This window comes from Symbiopectobacterium sp. RP, from assembly GCF_050472005.1.
Classification (GTDB): Bacteria; Pseudomonadota; Gammaproteobacteria; order Enterobacterales; family Enterobacteriaceae; genus Symbiopectobacterium.
Genome location: NZ_JBGOGS010000001.1, coordinates 796,421 through 814,603, shown reverse-complemented (window position 1 = coordinate 814,603; position 18,183 = coordinate 796,421). Strand labels below are relative to the sequence as shown.

Annotated in this window: 17 protein-coding genes and 5 pseudogenes; 12 read left to right on the top strand and 10 right to left on the bottom strand. The window is 50.4% G+C overall.

Going from position 1 to position 18,183, the window contains the following annotated elements; genetic code table 11:
• The first annotated feature begins 26 nt into the window (after nt 1-26).
• Nucleotides 27-1,250, top strand: coding sequence for a DNA-binding transcriptional regulator NagC (nagC, locus tag ACD630_RS05275; protein ID WP_430358338.1), 1,224 nt, complete (start codon nt 27-29; stop codon nt 1,248-1,250).
• 301 nt (nt 1,251-1,551) lie between these two features.
• Here the strand turns inward: nagC and ACD630_RS05270 are convergent.
• Together ACD630_RS05270 and ACD630_RS05265 are read right to left on the bottom strand one after the other, a co-directional pair.
• Nucleotides 1,552-1,980: pseudogene (locus tag ACD630_RS05270) on the bottom strand (transposase); the annotation flags it as partial.
• Nucleotides 1,904-2,269 carry an IS630 transposase-related protein gene (locus ACD630_RS05265; protein ID WP_430358337.1) on the bottom strand — a complete coding sequence of 122 codons (366 nt, stop codon included), beginning with the start codon at nt 2,267-2,269 and terminating at the stop codon, nt 1,904-1,906. The pseudogene ACD630_RS05270 and the gene ACD630_RS05265, both read right to left, overlap by 77 nt.
• Nucleotides 2,270-2,308: 39 nt before the next feature.
• On the opposite strand from ACD630_RS05265, the pseudogene ACD630_RS05260 reads away from it, so the two are divergent.
• The 3 genes and pseudogenes from ACD630_RS05260 to proY form a co-directional block, all read left to right on the top strand.
• A pseudogene (locus tag ACD630_RS05260) lies at nt 2,309-2,587 on the top strand (5-methyltetrahydropteroyltriglutamate--homocysteine S-methyltransferase); the annotation flags it as partial.
• Between the two features lie 458 nt (nt 2,588-3,045).
• Complete coding sequence (gene brnQ / locus ACD630_RS05255; RefSeq protein WP_430358336.1) at nt 3,046-4,365, top strand: branched-chain amino acid transport system II carrier protein; 1,320 nt, start codon at nt 3,046-3,048, stop codon at nt 4,363-4,365.
• A 74-nt stretch (nt 4,366-4,439) separates the two neighbouring features.
• On the top strand, nt 4,440-5,816 hold the full coding sequence (gene proY, locus ACD630_RS05250; RefSeq protein WP_430358335.1) for a proline-specific permease ProY: 1,377 nt from the start codon (nt 4,440-4,442) through the stop codon (nt 5,814-5,816).
• Nucleotides 5,817-5,886: 70 nt separating this feature from the next.
• Here proY and ACD630_RS05245 read toward each other — a convergent pair whose 3' ends face one another.
• On the bottom strand, nt 5,887-7,086 hold the full coding sequence (locus ACD630_RS05245) for an IS256 family transposase (protein WP_430358334.1): 1,200 nt from the start codon (nt 7,084-7,086) through the stop codon (nt 5,887-5,889).
• 832 nt (nt 7,087-7,918) lie between these two features.
• Here ACD630_RS05245 and ACD630_RS05240 point away from each other — a divergent pair.
• Together ACD630_RS05240 and ACD630_RS05235 are read left to right on the top strand one after the other, a co-directional pair.
• On the top strand, nt 7,919-8,740 hold the full coding sequence (locus tag ACD630_RS05240; RefSeq protein WP_430358333.1) for an IS630 family transposase: 822 nt from the start codon (nt 7,919-7,921) through the stop codon (nt 8,738-8,740).
• Complete coding sequence (locus ACD630_RS05235; RefSeq protein ID WP_430358332.1) at nt 8,665-8,823, top strand: hypothetical protein; 159 nt, start codon at nt 8,665-8,667, stop codon at nt 8,821-8,823. Before ACD630_RS05240 ends, ACD630_RS05235 begins: the two co-directional genes overlap by 76 nt.
• Here the strand turns inward: ACD630_RS05235 and ACD630_RS05230 are convergent.
• Together ACD630_RS05230 and yjgA are read right to left on the bottom strand one after the other, a co-directional pair.
• Nucleotides 8,763-9,010, bottom strand: a pseudogene (locus tag ACD630_RS05230) (transposase); the annotation flags it as partial. The gene ACD630_RS05235 and the pseudogene ACD630_RS05230 sit on opposite strands and share 61 nt — an antisense overlap.
• A 59-nt stretch (nt 9,011-9,069) precedes the next feature.
• Nucleotides 9,070-9,615, bottom strand: a complete 546-nt coding sequence (gene yjgA / locus ACD630_RS05225; protein ID WP_430359908.1) for a ribosome biogenesis factor YjgA — start codon at nt 9,613-9,615, stop codon at nt 9,070-9,072.
• Between the two features lie 199 nt (nt 9,616-9,814).
• Here yjgA and pmbA point away from each other — a divergent pair, with 199 nt between their 5' ends.
• Nucleotides 9,815-11,155 (top strand): metalloprotease PmbA, encoded by a 1,341-nt coding sequence (gene pmbA, locus ACD630_RS05220; RefSeq protein ID WP_430358331.1) that lies wholly within the window; start codon nt 9,815-9,817, stop codon nt 11,153-11,155.
• A gap of 44 nt (nt 11,156-11,199) precedes the next feature.
• Here pmbA and ACD630_RS05215 read toward each other — a convergent pair.
• The 4 genes and pseudogenes from ACD630_RS05215 to ACD630_RS05200 form a co-directional block, all read right to left on the bottom strand.
• Nucleotides 11,200-11,292, bottom strand: a pseudogene (locus tag ACD630_RS05215) (nucleoside diphosphate kinase regulator); the annotation flags it as partial.
• 26 nt (nt 11,293-11,318) lie between these two features.
• Nucleotides 11,319-11,852, bottom strand: coding sequence for an IS630 family transposase (locus ACD630_RS05210; protein ID WP_430359907.1), 534 nt, complete (start codon nt 11,850-11,852; stop codon nt 11,319-11,321).
• Nucleotides 11,776-12,141, bottom strand: coding sequence for an IS630 transposase-related protein (locus ACD630_RS05205; protein WP_430357993.1), 366 nt, complete (start codon nt 12,139-12,141; stop codon nt 11,776-11,778). The genes ACD630_RS05210 and ACD630_RS05205 overlap by 77 nt, the downstream gene beginning before the upstream one ends.
• Nucleotides 12,142-12,173: 32 nt before the next feature.
• On the bottom strand, nt 12,174-12,305 hold the full coding sequence (locus tag ACD630_RS05200) for an IS630 transposase-related protein (RefSeq protein WP_430358330.1): 132 nt from the start codon (nt 12,303-12,305) through the stop codon (nt 12,174-12,176).
• Between the two features lie 34 nt (nt 12,306-12,339).
• Here ACD630_RS05200 and ACD630_RS05195 point away from each other — a divergent pair.
• Nucleotides 12,340-13,040: pseudogene (locus ACD630_RS05195) on the top strand (IS5 family transposase); the annotation flags it as partial.
• An 88-nt stretch (nt 13,041-13,128) separates the two neighbouring features.
• Here the strand turns inward: ACD630_RS05195 and ACD630_RS05190 are convergent.
• Nucleotides 13,129-13,629 (bottom strand): multidrug/biocide efflux PACE transporter, encoded by a 501-nt coding sequence (locus tag ACD630_RS05190; protein ID WP_430358329.1) that lies wholly within the window; start codon nt 13,627-13,629, stop codon nt 13,129-13,131.
• A 164-nt stretch (nt 13,630-13,793) separates the two neighbouring features.
• On the opposite strand from ACD630_RS05190, the gene ACD630_RS05185 reads away from it, so the two are divergent.
• From ACD630_RS05185 to tehB, 4 genes are all read left to right on the top strand, one after another.
• Complete coding sequence (locus ACD630_RS05185; protein ID WP_430359906.1) at nt 13,794-14,672, top strand: LysR family transcriptional regulator; 879 nt, start codon at nt 13,794-13,796, stop codon at nt 14,670-14,672.
• A 247-nt stretch (nt 14,673-14,919) separates the two neighbouring features.
• On the top strand, nt 14,920-15,147 hold the full coding sequence (locus ACD630_RS05180) for a hypothetical protein (protein ID WP_430358328.1): 228 nt from the start codon (nt 14,920-14,922) through the stop codon (nt 15,145-15,147).
• A gap of 21 nt (nt 15,148-15,168) precedes the next feature.
• Nucleotides 15,169-16,812 (top strand): class I fumarate hydratase FumA, encoded by a 1,644-nt coding sequence (gene fumA, locus ACD630_RS05175; RefSeq protein WP_430358327.1) that lies wholly within the window; start codon nt 15,169-15,171, stop codon nt 16,810-16,812.
• Nucleotides 16,813-17,267: 455 nt separating this feature from the next.
• Nucleotides 17,268-18,140, top strand: a complete 873-nt coding sequence (gene tehB, locus ACD630_RS05170) for an SAM-dependent methyltransferase TehB (protein ID WP_430359905.1) — start codon at nt 17,268-17,270, stop codon at nt 18,138-18,140.
• Nucleotides 18,141-18,183: the final 43 nt, after the last annotated feature.

The window sequence follows — 18,183 nt, the reverse complement described above, 5'->3', positions numbered from 1 at the left end:
CCGAAAAGATAAGCGAGCGTTCAAGAATGACGACAGGCGGACAAGCACAAATAGGGAATGTTGATCTGGTTAAGCAGTTAAATAGTGCCGTTGTCTATCGTCTGATTGATCAACAAGGCCCCATTTCCCGCATTCAGATAGCCGAATTCAGCCAGTTAGCCCCTGCCAGCGTCACGAAAATCACGCGTCAGTTGTTGGAACGCGGGCTGATAAAAGAAGTTGATCAACAGGCCTCTACCGGCGGACGGCGTGCCATTTCCATCATCTGTGAAACACAGCCTTTTCACGCGATCGCAGTGCATCTGGGCCACCACGGCGCAACGATTGCGCTCTACGATCTTCAGGGTAAATCGCTGAGCGATGCTCGCTACCCGTTGACAGAGAGTACACAGGATACGCTGGAAGCCTCGCTGTTTGACGCGATCAGCGACTTTATCACCATCAATCAACGCCGTATTCGGGAACTGATCGCTATCTCGGTCGTGCTCCCCGGCTTGGTCGATCCCTCGGCGGGAATTGTGCATTACATGCCGCATATTAGCGTCGATAACTGGCCGCTAGTACAGCTGCTACAACAGCGCTTCAAGGTCATGTGCTTTGTCGGCCATGATATCCGGAGCCTGGCGCTGGCTGAACACTATTTTGGTGCCACTCACGACTACCCAGACTCTATTCTGGTCCGCGTTCACCGTGGCACCGGGGCGGGCATTTTGGTCAACGGGCAAATATTCCTCGGTAGCAACGGCAACGTGGGCGAAATCGGGCATATTCAAATCGACCCACTTGGCGAACGCTGCCACTGCGGCAACTTTGGCTGTCTGGAAACGGTGGTGTCCAACGGTGCGATAGAGCAACGTGTCGCTCACCTTCTGTCGCAAGGGTACAGCAGCAAACTGACACGCGAAGAGTGCACCATCACCGCCATCTGCAAAGCCGCTAACCGGGGTGATACGCTGGCACAAGATGTGCTCGAGCATGCAGGTAAATATTTAGGCAAAGCGCTTGCCATCGCCATCAACCTGTTCAATCCGCAAAAGGTAGTGATTGCGGGCGAGATCACCGATGCCGAGAAAATTTTGCTGCCTGCTATTCAACGCTGCGTTAACACCCAGGTACTGAAAGAATTTCGTCAGCACCTGCCGATTGAAGTCTCCACATTGAACCACCTCTCTCCCATTGGGGCTTTCGCACTGGTAAAACGTGCCATGCTTAACGGTGTGCTGTTGCAGCATTTACTAGAACCCTCTTGATAGTGGTCGTTTGCGGGATTATGAAATCTGCAAAAATTCGCCCTCAATAGCGACACTGATTATCATTTTTTCATAAACGAGCCTTTCGCATTGAATAAAACACATGCCAAAGGCTTTTTTCATTAAATGATATTGAATTCAAGTGGCATTTTGATGCTAAATCATTGTTATCTATAGCTAAGCGACTTAATTCTGATTACACCATATGGACTGAGAACAAAATCTCTGTATCGCAACCACTCTCTCTTTTTTGGCTTTTTGCTTGTGCCCATTTATGCTCAATGGGGTTAAGATCTGGCGAATATGTAGGCAAATGCTCCACCATATACCCTGCATCGATGATGACTTGTTGAATATTATGTTTTTTGTGAAAAGTTGCATTGTCCATCACGATTACCCTGTTTTTAGGGAGTACTGGGATAAGGACTTGTGTGACCCAAGAATAGAAAACATCGCTGTTAATATTGATATCAAATAATCCGATAGCAAACAGCGTTGTGCCTAATAACGCGCCGATAACATTTGTTCTTCCTTTGGCTCCCCCGTTCTTCAGGCCAAAACACCGTTGACCTTTTGGGGAATAGCCGTGAGTCCGTGGGGTATCGTGTGGAAAACCACTTTCATCAATAAAAACAATAGAGTTACCTTCTTTTTCATACTGTTGTATTTTTTGTTGAAATGCTTGCCGGGCGCTTTCGTCGGCTTTCGGATGACGTAGCGTTTTTTTTATAGGTCAATCCCAGCTTTTTAAGAGCTTGCCAAATGGCCTTCTGACAAACGCCAAAACGCTCTGCACGTTCTTTTTGGTAAGCATCTGTATATGGTTCAACATCTTTTATCAACTCGGATTTATCGATCTTTCGCTGACGCGTGGTCGATGCTTTTGACGCTATTTGATTAATCCAACGCGATACAGAGGCAGGGCCAATCCGAAATTGCTTCGCTGTTTCTCGGATACTCAACCCTTCTTCTTCCCGTGTAGATATCACTTTACGTCTAAAATCAATTGAATAGCTCATTTAAATAATGCAATCAAAATTAAGTCGCTTGGCTATAACGATCGCTCGGGTGGGTTCGAGCCGCTGCGTTTCATCAAACCGGGACACCAACAAGTGGTGCTGGGCTTGGTGACTACCAAAAACGGCGAGTTGGAAGGGCCGGCTTTACTGAAAGTGCGCATCGCGGAAACCGCGAAATATGTCGATATCAAACAACTTTGCCTCAGCCCGCAGTGTGGTTTTGCTTCCACGGAAGAGGGCAATAGCCTGACGGAAGCACAACAGTGGGCCAAGTTGCGTCTGGTTGTGGATACCGCTGCCGCCGTGTGGGGCAAGTAACACACCCGCGCATAACACCGGGGACGCACGCTATCCCCGGTGTATCCTCGCCGTTTTGCCATGGGGTGTCCCAATCTGCAAATCCGTTCATTCCGTTTACCGCGTAATCCCCTGCCACTTGTCCCCTTTTGCAGCAAAAAGCGCTTCTTATGCTGAAGCACTGCCTCTTTTATGTCCATTTTGCGCGTATTACGCGTTTTTATACTGGTTTTATTGCAAAGCAAAGACGGTAAATGCACAAATCATGTGCGGAAGGTTGTGTGAGTGGTGATATTATCTGCTGACTATTGTTGTTAGATTGACGCAATACTTCGCATTTTGGATCGCTACTTGTCTTTTATTGCTATAAACGTTTTACTTAGTACCCTATAACGTCTGCGCGATAAGAATAATTTATACCACGCCGCAGTTCGTCTTCCCATTTTGTCGCATTTATATACAGGAAACACAACGTAACTATGAGTCATCGTTTAACATCCAAAGATATCGTGGCGCTGGGGTTTATGACCTTTGCACTGTTTGCCGGGGCGGGGAACATCATTTTCCCGCCAATTGTGGGTTTACAGGCCGGTGAACACGTCTGGACCGCCGCGCTTGGCTTTTTGCTCACTGCAGTTGGCCTACCGGTGTTGACCGTGGTCGCGCTGGCGCGCGTGGGCGGTGGCGTCGATGCGCTGAGCTCCCCCATTGGCCAGAAGGCAGGCGTTCTGCTGGCGACCATGTGTTATCTGGCCGTCGGACCGCTGTTCGCTACGCCGCGCACCGCTACGGTATCCTTCGAAGTGGGGTTGGCTCCGCTGTTTGGCGATGCTGCCACGCCGCTGTTGATCTATAGCGTGGTCTATTTCGCGTTAGTGATCGGCATTTCTCTCTATCCGGGTCGTCTGCTGGATACGGTTGGCCATGTGCTGGCACCGTTGAAAACTCTGGCACTGGCCGTGCTGGGATTAGCGGCGGTGATGTGGCCTGCGGGTTCGCCGATCCCGGCGACCGAAGCCTATCAAACCGTACCGTTTTCTAACGGTTTTGTGGACGGTTACCTGACCATGGATACTTTGGGTGCCATGGTATTCGGAATCGTTATCGTCAATGCGGCCCGTTCACGCGGCGTGACCGATGCTACGCTGCTGACCCGTTATACCATTTGGGCCGGGTTGATTGCTGGCGTCGGGTTGACGTTGGTGTATCTGAGCCTGTTTAAGCTGGGCTCTGTGAGCGGTGAACTGATTCCTAACGCGCAAAACGGGGCTGAAATCCTGCATGCTTACGTGCAGCACACCTTTGGCAGAATGGGCAGCGGCTTCTTGGCCTTGTTGATTTTTATCGCCTGCATGGTGACGGCGGTTGGCCTGACCTGCGCCTGTGCCGAATTTTTCTCCCAATATTTGCCGTTTTCCTATCGCACGCTGGTGTTCGTGCTGGGGGGCTTCTCGGCGTTAGTCGCCAATCTGGGATTAAGTCATCTGATTCAGCTCTCCATTCCGGTGCTGACAGCGATCTATCCGCCCTGTATCATTCTGGTTTTACTGAGTTTTACTTTGCGCTGGTGGAATCAGTCTTCGCGTATTGTGGCCCCGGTCATGTTAATCAGCCTGTTATTCGGCCTGATTGATGGGGTAAAATCATCGACCTTTGCGTCATTGCTGCCAGCCTGGAGCCTGAGCTTGCCTTTGGGTGAACAGGGATTGGCTTGGTTGCCACCGTCTCTGGTGGTGGTGCTGGCTGCGGTTATTTATGACCGGCTGAGCGGGCGTCAGGAAGTGACGGCGCACCAATAACGCACTAACGCTGCATTTTTCACCACAGGCTGTCGCCTGTGGTTTTTCTTTTGTAAGACAGGGCTGCTTAATTTATGGAACAACAATCCGCTAAGCTAAAGCGTGGGTTAAGCACGCGGCATATCCGCTTCATTGCACTCGGATCGGCGATTGGTACCGGGCTGTTTTATGGCTCGGCCAGTGCCATTCAGATGGCAGGGCCAAGCGTGCTGTTGGCTTATATCATCGGCGGCGTTATCGCCTATATCATCATGCGGGCGTTGGGAGAAATGTCGGTCAATAACCCGCAGGCCAGCTCCTTTTCCCGCTACGCGCAGGATTACCTGGAGCCGATGGCGGGCTATATCACCGGATGGACCTACTGCTTTGAGATCCTCATTGTCGCCATCGCGGATGTGACCGCGTTTGGTATCTACATGAGCGTTTGGTTCCCTGATGTGCCGCACTGGATCTGGGTTCTGAGCGTGGTGCTGATCATTGGGGCCATCAACCTGATGAGCGTGAAGGTGTTCGGTGAGTTGGAGTTTTGGCTCTCGTTCTTCAAGGTCGCTACCATTATCATCATGATCGTGGCGGGCATTGGGATTATCGTGTGGGGTATTGGTAACGGCGGCCAGCCAACCGGAATCAGTAACCTGTGGAGCCACGGTGGTTTCTTTAGTAACGGTGTGATGGGCATGGTCCTGTCGTTGCAACTGGTGATGTTTGCCTACGGCGGTATCGAAATCATTGGTATCACCGCCGGTGAAGCCAAAGATCCGCATAAATCCATTCCGCGCGCGATCAACTCGGTACCGTGGCGCATCTTGGTGTTCTACGTGGGTACGCTGTTTGTCATCATGTCGATTTATCCCTGGAATCAGGTGGGTACCAACGGCAGTCCGTTTGTGTTGACCTTCCAGCATCTCGGCATTACGGCAGCGGCGGGCATTCTGAATTTTGTGGTCATCACGGCGTCTCTGTCGGCGATTAACAGCGACGTGTTTGGCGTGGGCCGCATGATGCACGGCATGGCTGAGCAGGGCAACGCGCCCAAGGTCTTTGCCAAAGTGTCGCAGCGCGGTATTCCGTGGGTCACGGTCATTGTAATGATGGCGGCGCTGCTGGTGGCGGTTTACCTTAACTACATTATGCCGGGCAAAGTGTTTTTGGTGATTGCATCGCTGGCAACCTTTGCCACCGTATGGGTGTGGATAATGATCCTGTGCTCGCAAATTGCGTTCCGCCGTCGTTTGAGTGAGAACGAGGTGAAGGCACTGGCGTTCCCGCTGCCGGGTGGGCTGGCATCTTCGGTAGTGGGTATCGTATTCCTGGTGTTTATTATCGGACTGATTGGCTACTTTGAAGAAACGCGCGTTTCCCTCTACGTGGGCGTGCTGTGGATTGCGTTGCTGCTGTTGGGCTATGCCGTTAAACAGAAACGGCAGAAGCGGGCGAATGGCAACGCGTAAGCGTGGTTGAGCGGCAATGACAAAACGGGGCGTAAAGAGCCTGTTTAAGATTTTGTGTAAATGCCTTTCCTCAGAAGTGACCGTCAAGACGGTCACCGAACTCGATAATAAAGCGACTCATTGCCATACGCCAGTCCTGTAAGGGCATCGTCCATTTCTGTGATGCCGCCTGGATTGCCAGCCATACGACCTTCTTCACCGAGTCATCAGTCGGGAACACCTTGCGTTTCTTGATTGCATGCCGGAGCACGCTGTTCAGTGATTCTATAGCGTTCGTCGTGTAGATTACCTTGCGAAGTTCCTGGGGGTAGGAGAAGAATGTCGACAGGTTGGCCCAGTTTGACTGCCAGCTCCGGCTTATCTGCGGATAGCGGTGATCCCATGTCCCACCGAACGTCTCCAGCGCCTGAAGCGCGGCCTCTTCGGTTGGAGCCTGATACACTGCTTTGAGGTCGCGTGTTACCGCCTTATAGTCCTTCCAGGCAACGAAGCGCAGGCTGTTGCGCACCATGTGCACGATGCACAACTGGATGCGGGCTTCCGGGTAGACCGTGTTGATGGCATCCGGGAACCCTTTCAGGCCGTCCACACAGCCAATGAGGATGTCGGTCAGGCCACGGTTTTTCAGTTCTGTCAGCACGTTCAGCCAGAACTTTGCGCCTTCATTTTCGGCCAGCCACATCCCCAGTAGCTCTTTCTGGCCTTCGATATTGATACCCAGCGCCAGGAACACAGACTTATTGATAACGCGGCTGTCCTGCCGGACTTTCAGAACGATACAGTCAAGGTAAACAATGGGATAAACCGCATCCAGGGGGCGATTTTGCCATTCAACAACCTGCTCCATAACGGCATCGGTGACCTTCGATACCAAGGCGGGTGAGACATCCGCGTCATACAGCTCTTTGAACACAGCGGCAATTTCGTGGGTAGTCATCCCTTTGGCATACAACGATAAAATCTGGTTATCCATCCCGGAGATCAGGGTCTGGTTCTTCTTCACCAGTTGCGGTTCAAAGGAACCATCACGATCACGTGGTGTACGCAGTTCCAGCGGACCATCGCCGGTGGTAACAGTCTTTGTGGAGTAGCCATTGCGCATGTTAGTTCCAGATTTGGACTGGTGCTTCTCATGCCCGAGGTGATGGGTCATTTCAGCATTAAGGGCAGCCTCAACGCTGATCTTTTTCAGCAGGCGATCAAACGGGTTGAGATCGTCAGGGGTTTTGAGATTTTTGGCCAGTTCGTTAGCCAGAGCCTGTATAGCCAAGCGACATTATTTTGATAACAATTAGCTGTATTTTTTTGCCACATATCAGGGCATTGGCTGTAATCATTTTTAAGTCGGTTGGCTATATCTGCCAGCCAGCAGGTTACTCCGCAGTTCCGGCCACTGGCGTTTCAGATGGTCGGGGAGTTCACTCACGCTTATTCCGTCCACATCCGGCGCGCCTTTGTTGGCTTTTACTCTTTTCAGCGCCTACTTCAGATTTTCTTGGTTGAGGATAACCTCCATGAGACTATCCCCTGACGACGGGCTTTCCCGCTCCGGTTGTGTCTGGACGGTTTCAGCCCCTGATGGGGTAGGAGTCGGGGCTTCACCCCTTCTGCTCTCATCGGGGTCGCATTGCGTTTTCTGCTGCATGACCGTTCAGAACCTCCGGCGATACTCGCCACTCGCCACTCATCACTGTTCGGACCTTCAGGTTTCCCCTACTATGCCCTCTGCTGACTTCTGCATAGCGATCAGCGCACCTCACGATGAGCTCAGTCCTGAATGCAGGACGCTATGCAGACCTCCCGGGGTAAGCCCGACCGCCTTCACCACACACCTGCCTGATTTACTCACTCGACCCTTGATGGTTATGGCCTTCGCGATCATATGCTCGCTCTGCCGATCGGATGAGCCTTGTATCAGGTTTCTGTTCGTCAGGTCATGGCTTTGCTCCACGCTTCCTTCAGACCCCACCTCGCGATGACGCCCTTGCACTTCGCTAGTCCTTCGCCACCATCAGGCTGTACAGGGGACTTTCACCCCCAAGCTGTCGGGCATGCCCGGCACACATATAGCTAAACGACTTAATTTTGATTACATTATTTAAATGAGCTATTCAATTGATTTTAGACGTAAAGTGATATCTACACGGGAAGAAGAAGGGTTGAGTATCCGAGAAACAGCGAAGCAATTTCGGATTGGCCCTGCCTCTGTATCGCGTTGGATTAATCAAATAGCGTCAAAAGCATCGACCACGCGTCAGCGAAAGATCGATAAATCCGAGTTGATAAAAGATGTTGAACCATATACAGATGCTTACCAAAAAGAACGTGCAGAGCGTTTTGGCGTTTGTCAGAAGGCCATTTGGCAAGCTCTTAAAAAGCTGGGATTGACCTATAAAAAAACGCTACGTCATCCGAAAGCCGACGAAAGCGCCCGGCAAGCATTTCAACAAAAAATACAACAGTATGAAAAAGAAGGTAACCCTATTGTTTTTATTGATGAAAGTGGTTTTCCACACGATACCCCACGGACTCACGGCTATTCCCCAAAAGGTCAACGGTGTTTTGGCCTGAAGAACGGGGGAGCCAAAGGAAGAACAAATGTTATCGGCGCGTTATTAGGCACAACGCTGTTTGCTATCGGATTATTTGATATCAATATTAACAGCGATGTTTTCTATTCCTGGGTCACACAAGTCCTTATCCCAGTACTCCCTAAAAACAGGGTAATCGTGATGGACAATGCAACTTTTCACAAAAAACATAATATTCAACAAGTCATCATCGATGCAGGGTATATGGTGGAGCATTTGCCTACATATTCGCCAGATCTTAACCCCATTGAGCATAAATGGGCACAAGCAAAAAGCCAAAAAAGAGAGAGTGGTTGCGATACAGAGATTTTGTTCTCAGTCCATATGGTGTAATCAAAATTAAGTCGATTGGCTATAACTTATTGAAAATAATGTTAATGATTCCAGACTTTGACCATCTATTGAAACGGTTATAAACGGTTTTCCATGGGCCGTAACGTTCAGGTAAATCACGCCATGGTGCGCCTGAACGCAGTATCCAGAACATGCCATTGAAGATTTTTCGATGTTCTGCCCACGGCCGGCCCGCGGAGATGTCAAAACGGTTGGCAACAAGGGCTCAATGATTGCCCATGCTTCATCAGAAATATCGTGGCGAGCCATAATAAAAAGTGTCGTAGAAACAGATGGATACTATAGCTCAAGTAATTAAGGGACACAGCTTAGGCCTGATCTTCGGCCAGTTCGCGCAGATACTGGAAAATTTGACGGTAAGACTTGGGCGGCTTGTTAGCGGCTTTTTCTTTCTGCGCATTGCGCACTAGTGAGCGCAACTGCTGGCGGTCGGCGGCCGGGTAGAGCCCGAGGATATCCGGGATGGCATCATCCCCTTTCTCAATCAGTCTGTCGCGCAGTTGTTCCAGTTTGTGAAACAGAGCGACCTGTTGGTTGTGGTGGTTCTTCAGCTTATCCAGTGCGATTTGAATCGGTTCTGGATCGCGGGCACGCAACATCTTACCGATCAGCTGCACCTGACGACGGCGGCCTTCTTTTTTGATGCGTTGCGCCAGCTCAACCGCAGCACGCAGATCGTCATCCAGCGGGATGCGCTCCAGCGCATTTTTACCGAGCTCAATCAGCTCCACGCCAAGATCTTTCAGTGCTTCTGCATCGCGTTTGATTTCACTTTTACTGACCCAGATGATCTCATCATCTTCGGCGTGCGGCTCCGGTACGTCGTCCAGCCACTCTTCAGGGTGTTTGTTCATCATCTCTTTCCGTAACAGTTCGGGCATGTGACGCGGTTAACGCCATAAAAAAGACGCCGATCCTAACAGGTTTGGGCTTTTTGCGAAATTATCCTGATATCCTGTTAGACTCAAGCATACACCTTTAGGCGCAGAAGAGGGGCAAGGCAGACGCCATTTCCCGGCTTCTGAACGGCTTTTAACTCAGTATGGCAGAACGATGACAATAATCACTCAGGTTGCAGAACAGCGTAAAGCATTGGAGCAGGCAGTCGCACAGGCATTGGAGCTGGCTCGCGCCGCTTCAGATGCGGCAGAGGTGGCCATTTCCAAAACCACAGGGATCAGCGTCAGCACGCGCTACGGCGAGGTTGAAAATGTGGAATTCAACAGCGATGGCGCGTTGGGAATTACCGTATACCACCAGCAGCGTAAAGGCAGTGCGTCATCGACCGACTTGAGCCCGGAGGCCATCGCTCGCACCGTGCAGGCTGCGCTGGATATTGCCCGTTATACTTCGCCCGATCCTTTTTCTGGCCCGGCAGAACAAGAAGTGCTGGCATTTGACGCTCCCGATCTCGACCTGTTTCATCCTGCTGCCTTGGATGCGGAAAAGGGTATTGAGCTGGCTGCGCGCGCCGAGCAGGCGGCGCTCAAAGCCGATACGCGCATTACCAATACCGAAGGGGGCAGCTTTAACAGCCACTACGGTATCAAAGTGTTTGGCAACAGTCACGGCATGCTGCAAAGCTATTTGTCGAGCTGCCACTCTATGTCGAGCTGTGTGATTGCCGAAGTGAACGGCGATATGGAGCGCGATTACGCTTACACCGTAGGGCGCGCGCTGGACGATCTGCAAAGTCCGGAATGGGTCGGCGAAGAGTGCGCTCGCCGCACGCTCTCACGTTTATCACCGCGCAAGTTGCCGACCATGGAAGCACCAGTGATGTTTGCCGCCGAAGTGGCTACCGGCCTGTTCGGCCACTTGGTGGGGGCGATCAGCGGCGGCAACGTGTACCGTAAATCAACTTTCCTGCTCGATAAGCTGGGCCAACAGATCCTGCCGGATTGGCTCACCATCGAAGAGCTGCCGCATTTGCGTAAAGGGCTGGCGTCTACCCCGTTTGACAGCGAAGGAGGACGTACCGCGCAGCGTGACATCGTTAAAGACGGCGTGCTGCAAACTTGGCTGTTGACCAGCTATGCAGCGCGTAAACTCGGCGTGAAGAGCACTGGCCATGCCGGCGGCATTCACAACTGGCGTATTGCGGGTCAGGGGCTTAATTTCCAACAGATGCTCAAGCAGATGGATAAAGGCCTGCTGGTGACCGAACTGATGGGGCAGGGTGTGAGTGCGGTCACGGGCGATTACTCGCGCGGTGCGTCAGGTTTCTGGGTGGAAAATGGCGAGATTCAGTATCCGGTGAGTGAAATCACTATTGCCGGTAACCTGAAAACCATGCTGCGCGATATGGTGACGTTGGGGGATGATATTGAAACCCGCAGCAATATCCAGTGCGGTTCGGTGCTGCTGCCTAGCATGAAGATCGCCGGGATATAATCAGGCAACATGACTGCCCTGAAATCAGGACAGTGGGCGCGTGCTTAGCGATGATATTCGCCAGCGGCCTCAGGCTGATAGAGCAATTCCAGCACTTCCACGCGAGTTTCCGCACCGTTATGCAACTGCCAGTTAATGGTATAGCAAAGCGACTTAATTTTGATTACACCATATGGACTGAGAACAAAATCTCTGTATCGCAACCACTCTCTCCTTTTTTGCTTTTTGCTTGTGCCCATTTATGCTCAATGGGGTTAAGATCTGGCGAATATGTAGGCAAATACTCCACCATATACCCTGCATCGATGATGACTTGTTGAATATTATGTTTTTTGTGAAAAGTTGCATTGTCCATCACGATTACCCTGTTTTTAGGGAGTACTGGGATAAGGACTTGTGTGACCCAGGAATAGAAAACATCGCTGTTAATATTGATATCAAATAATCCGATAGCAAACAGCGTTGTGCCTAATAAAGCGCCGATAACATTTGTTCTTCCCTTGGCTCCCCCGTTCTTCAGCCCAAAACACCGTTGACCTTTTGGGGAATAGCCGTGAGCCCGTGGGGTATCGTGTGGAAAACCACTTTCATCAATAAAAACAATAGGTTTTCCTTCTTTTTCATACTGTTGTATTTTTTGTTGAAATGCTTGCCGGGCGCTTTCGTCGGCTTTCGGATGACATAGAGTTTTTTTTATAGGTCAATCCCAGCTTTTTAAGAGCTTGCCAAATGGCCTTCTGACAAACGCCAAAACGCTCTGCACGTTCTTTTTGGTAAGCATCTGGATATGGTTCAACATCTTTTATCAACTCGGATTTATCGCTCTTTCGCTGCCGCGTGGTCGATGCTTTTGACGCTATTTGATTAATCCAACGCGATACAGAGGCAGGGCCAATCCGAAATTGCTTCGCTGTTTCTCGGATACTCAACCCTTCTTCTTCCCGTGTAGATATCACTTTACGTCTAAAATCAATTGAATAGCTCATTTAAATAATGTAATCAAAATTAAGTCGTTTGGCTATATTTGATTAATCCAACGCGATACAGAGGCAGAGCCAATCCGAAATTGCTTCGCTGTTTCTCGGATACTCAACCCTTCTTCTTCCCGTGTAGATATCACTTTACGTCTAAAATCAATTGAATAGCTCATTTAAATAATGTAATCAAAATTAAATCGTTTAGCTATACCTGAACGTTACGGCCCATGGAAAACCGTTTATAACCGTTTCAATAGATGGTCAAGGTCTTGAATCATTAACATTATTTTCAATAATGTTACTTTCATTTCTTGATGCTCATGGACTTGTTGACTGGTCAGCCACTGCGCTGGATGGCAGTAATATCCGTGCGCTCAAATGTGCGGCTGGCGCTCAAAAAAACATCTCGATATTACCAACGATAATAGCTTGGGTCGCTCACGAGGTGGTTATGGCACCAAAATCCACATGGCGACTGACGGAAGCGGCATCCCGCTAAACATCGTACTGAGTGCTGGGCAGGGTCACGAAAGCCTGTTTGCGTTACGACTCCTGGACGGAATTGGCGTGCAACGCCAGAACGGCAGCATGAAGCGTCGTGGCCATGCAGTACTGGCTGACAAAGCCTACTCTGGGAATGCACTACGTAACGACTTGAAAAAAGAGGGATAAAAACGGTTATTTCCCGAAAATCAAATGAAAAACGGGCTTCAGATGGACGCTCGCAACTTGATCGTGATGCTTATCGCCGCCGCAACGTTGTGGAAAGGTGTTTTGGCCGTTTAAAGGAATATCGACGGATCGCCACACGTTATGAAAAAATGGCAAGAAGCTATCTAGCAATGGTGAAACTGGGCTGCATCCGCTTGTTTTACCGCAGGTTACTCAATTATAGCCAACCGACTTAAAAATGATTACAGCCAATGCCCTGATATGTGGCAAAAAATACAGCTAATTGTTATCAAAATAATGTCGCTTGGCTATAAGGGACACAGCCTAGTGGGGGCGTGATGCAGCGGGCGACTTCCCGCGTTCGCCGTCTCGGCGCGCCATAAACCTAGCGCGCAGTTTGTCATATACCCAGTTATACACCACGGTATACGGCAGGAAAAACAGGAAGAAGCCGATCTCGACCATCAACGCCTGCCACAGTGTAATCCCCAGCATCCAAGCCGCAACGGGCAGGCCAATCAGGATAAAACCGCCCTCAAAACCTAATCCGTGCAAGATACGCACTTTGGCACCGCGCGCCACGCGAGATACTGGCCACAGGCGATCGAACAGGGCGTTGTAGATGATATTCCACACCATGGCGATGCTGGAGAGCATAATCGCCAATGCACCCATGGAAAACAGCGGCTTGTTAAACAGCCAGGCACCAATGGGAGCCGTGATCAAGAGGGCCACCACTTCGTAGCCGATAGCATGAAACACACGCTCACCCACGCTTCGGCGTTGTACCGCGGTTGTTTGTCTGTTTGCTGCGTTAGCTTGCATACATCACCACACTTTTATTCATCAATTTGGTATTGGATCAATTAACAAAACAAGTGGTGGAGAAGAGCTCTCATCGCTTGACGATGGCAGGTTATATCGTTATTACTGGAAGAGTGAAATTAATATCCATCGATAAAAGCGATGGACTTAAAAAGAGAGCGGCGATGCGCTATTCCCCCGAATCCCTGATTGCCTTTGTTACCGCCGCGCAAACTGGCTCTTTCTCGGCCGCTGCGCGTCAGCTACGTAAAAGCCAATCCACCGTGAGCGCGGCCATTGCCAATCTGGAAGCCGATCTCGGCTTGGTGCTGTTCGATCGTTCCGGGCATCAGCCGCGACTGACGGATGATGGCCACAAGGTGCGTGTGCACGTAGAGGCCATTCTTGCTGCCAGCGACACGCTGGATGCGCTGGCGGTCCGTCTGGCTAACCGGATTGAGCCACGCCTGAGCTTTGTGTTGTCGGATATGTGGAAAGCGGCGCATTACGATCCCTTGCTGCATGCATTCTCTGCCCGCTTTCCTGATATTGAGTTCGAGTGTCTGATCGCTGAAGATGAGGATGCCATCGACCTGCTTAAGGCGCAGCGCGCGCACATGGGGGTGATTCGTACCCAACCACACTATCCGACAGAAATCAGCACCTCACGGCTACACGTGAAAACTGAAATGGCCATCTTTGTTGCCGCACAGCATGCATTGGCGCAGCAACCGTCTGTCTCACCGCAGCAGTTGGCGACGGTACGCCAACTTTATCTGAATACCTATACACGCACAGAACGCCAGCCAAAAGAAGGCGTTATCTGGTCTACCCCCTCTTACCTTATGCTGCTGGAAATGGCAGAACAGGGGCTTGGCTGGAGCATTCTGCCACGCTGGTTGGTCGCCCAGTTTGGTCATCAGGTGTTGGTGGAACTTCCAGTGGCAGGTTGGCCGCAACTGATTGAAATGGATGTGGTGTGGTCAAAACAATATCCGCCAGGACCGGCAGGGTTTTGGATGATTGATAATTTACTGATGCAAAAAGATCATACATCGTCTTGAAATAGATAAGGCCTTGATAGATTGCTACAGACCCACTATTTTCATATTGGCGTGATAAAAAACCACATTATTTAAATGGAAAATAAGTCGATAAATTTAATTATTTTTATTAAACAAGTTACACAATATAATAAGCACCAATGCCTACATGGCGGATTATTGCTTTTTTGCCATTTTCACTGCGTTTTTTTATCGCTCAGGATGTAAAAAACCGCCGAGTTGGATGCAAAAACTGTGATATACCAAAGTGGTACGTAATGCCAGAAACCCCTACCATGGTCAGGATAATTGTGCTATAGCCAACCGACTTAAAAATGATTACAGCCAATGCCCTGATATGTGGCAAAAAAATACAGCTAATTGTTATCAAAATAATGTCGCTTGGCTATATAGCATAAACGAATATTTTCCAATAAAAATGATAACCATATGCAAGACAGAAAGTCTTCCAAGGAATACTGAATCTTTCTTTTAATTTGTTGCAAGTGAGAAAAACATGTCGAATAAACCATTTTATTATCAAGAACCTTTTCCGCTAAGCAAAGACAACACTCAATATCGCCTGATCAGCAGCGATTTTGTTTCCACCGCCCAGTTTGAAGGTCAAGAGATCCTGAAGATCGACCCGCAGGCATTAACCCTGCTGGCACAACAGGCCTTCCATGATGCATCGTTTATGCTGCGCCCGGCTCACCAACAGCAAGTGGCAGATATCCTCCATGATCCTGAGGCGAGTGAAAACGACAAATACGTGGCGCTGCAATTCCTGCGCAATTCGGAAATTGCCGCCAAGGGCATTTTGCCGACCTGCCAGGATACCGGTACAGCGATTATCGTCGGTAAAAAAGGCCAGCAGATCTGGACGGGCGGCAATGATGCTGAAGCGCTGTCCCGCGGTGTGTATAACACTTTTATTGAAGATAACCTACGCTATTCACAGAACGCTGCGCTAGATATGTACAAGGAAGTCAATACTGGCACCAACCTGCCGGCCCAAATCGACCTGTACAGTACGGAAGGGGCGGAATACAAATTCCTGTTTGTCACCAAAGGCGGCGGCTCCGCCAACAAGACCTACCTTTATCAGGAAACCAAAGCACTGCTGACGCCGGAAAAACTGAAAAATTTCCTGGTAGAAAAAATGCGCTCACTGGGCACCGCAGCCTGCCCGCCGTACCACGTTGCCTTTGTTATCGGCGGTACTTCAGCGGAAAGCACGCTGAAAACCGTGAAGCTGGCTTCCACCAAATACTATGACGCGCTGCCGACCAGCGGCAATGAACATGGGCAAGTCTTCCGCGACGTTGAACTGGAAAGTGAGCTGCTGAAAGCCGCACAGGATCTGGGATTAGGCGCGCAGTTCGGCGGTAAATATTTCGCTCACGATATCCGCGTTATTCGTCTGCCGCGTCACGGCGCTTCCTGCCCAGTTGGCATGGGCGTTTCCTGTTCCGCTGACCGCAACATCAAGGCGAAAATTAACCGTGACGGCATCTGGCTGGAGCAGCTGGAGCAGAATCCTGGTAAATACATTCCTGAGCATCTGCGTGAGGCAGGGGAAGGTGAAGCGGTCAAGATTGATCTTAACCAACCGATGGAACAAATCCTGAAAACGCTGTCTCAGTATCCGGTTTCCACGCGTCTCTCCCTGTCAGGCACCATCATTGTGGCACGCGATATTGCTCACGCCAAACTCAAAGAGCGCATCGACAACGGTGAAGGATTGCCGCAGTACGTCAAAGATCACCCGATTTACTATGCCGGCCCAGCCAAAACACCGGAAGGCTATGCTTCTGGTTCGTTAGGGCCCACCACCGCAGGACGCATGGACTCCTACGTTGATCTGTTGCAGGCTAACGGCGGCAGCAAAATCATGCTGGCGAAGGGTAACCGCAGCCAACAGGTGACCGACGCCTGCCATAAACACGGCGGTTTCTATCTCGGCAGCATTGGCGGCCCAGCAGCGATTCTGGCGCAGAACAGCATCAAGAGCCTGACCTGCGTTGAATATCCCGAACTGGGTATGGAAGCGATTTGGAAAATCGAAGTGGAAGACTTCCCGGCGTTCATTCTGGTGGATGACAAGGGGAATGATTTCTTTCAGGTGATCCAGTCCAATAAGTGCACTCGCTGTGCCTGATATTTCTGGCGTTAATCTGCGTTGAATGACGTACGCACCAGATATCTTTTGATGTTAACCCGCGTTGAATGGCGCGGAGGAAACGGGTAACACCAAGATGAGCGGATCTTTATGCAGACATAGGCGACATATTTCGTGCGCGAACCAGTTCGCCTCTATATGCTAACCGCGTGGCACGCGCTCGACACGGGGTGTGCAGTCGCCCACACCCCGTGACCCCGCGCTTTTTGCGGAATAACGCCGCTTCGCGGTGCCTTCAGAAAAAGCTTTCGCCGCATCCATGCGCCATCTTCTTCTTCAGCGTTATTCGATGCGGAACATCACCCCCACACAGTATGCCTCGCCACAAAGATGCATTTTAAATGCATTTTCATAGCTATTCTTTGCTGAGCTTTATAAACTACCCGCAACGCGGTAAAACGCGATAAGAATGTATAAGCTCTCCGAGGTGTATGATGCAAAATCTGATCTGTTATAAAACCCTGCCGCAGTGGAATGCACAGACGCTGCCCGCAGCGTTTCAAGAAAAACACAACACGCAAGTGGGCACTTGGGCGAAGTTGACCGTCCTGAAAGGAGAGCTGACATTCGCCATGCTACATGAAGATGGCTCGCTGATTGAGACTTATCAGTTTACCGAACAGAATCAGCCACCGTTTGTTGAACCGAAAGCTTGGCACCGGATCGTCAGTGCCTCAGCGGATTTGGAGTGCCAGTTAGCGTTTTACTGCACCGCCGAGGATTATTACGCTAAAAAATACGGCCTGACGGCAACCCATTCCGAAGTAGTGGCCGCACTGGTGCAAATACCGGCTGGCAAAGCACTCGATCTTGGCTGCGGTGGCGGCAGAAATGCCCTTTACATGAACCTGCGCGGATTTGACGTTACCGCGTATGACAAAAACCTCAACAGCATCTCGTCACTGAAAGATATCATCAGCAGCGAAAACCTCTCCGGCATTCGCGCCAGCCTGTGCGACATCAACAAAGCTGCGTTAGACCAACAGTTTGACCTTATCATCTCCACCGTGGTGTTGATGTTTCTGGAACGCGAGCGCATCCCTTTCATCGTGCATAACATGCAGGAGTGTACCGCAGAGGGTGGCTATAACCTGATCGTGGCGGCCATGTCCACCGAGGATTTCCCCTGCCCACTGCCTTTCTCCTTCACCTTCCAACACGATGAATTGCGCGAGTATTACGCAGGATGGGAGATCCTGAAATACAACGAAGAGGTGGGTGAATTGCATAAAACCGACGAGAATGGCAACCGCATCAAACTGCGCTTCGCCACCTTACTGGCAAGAAAAACGCCGCCGAACGCGTAACATGCACTGGCTGCGTTTTTAAGCCGGTATCACCGGCCCGAGA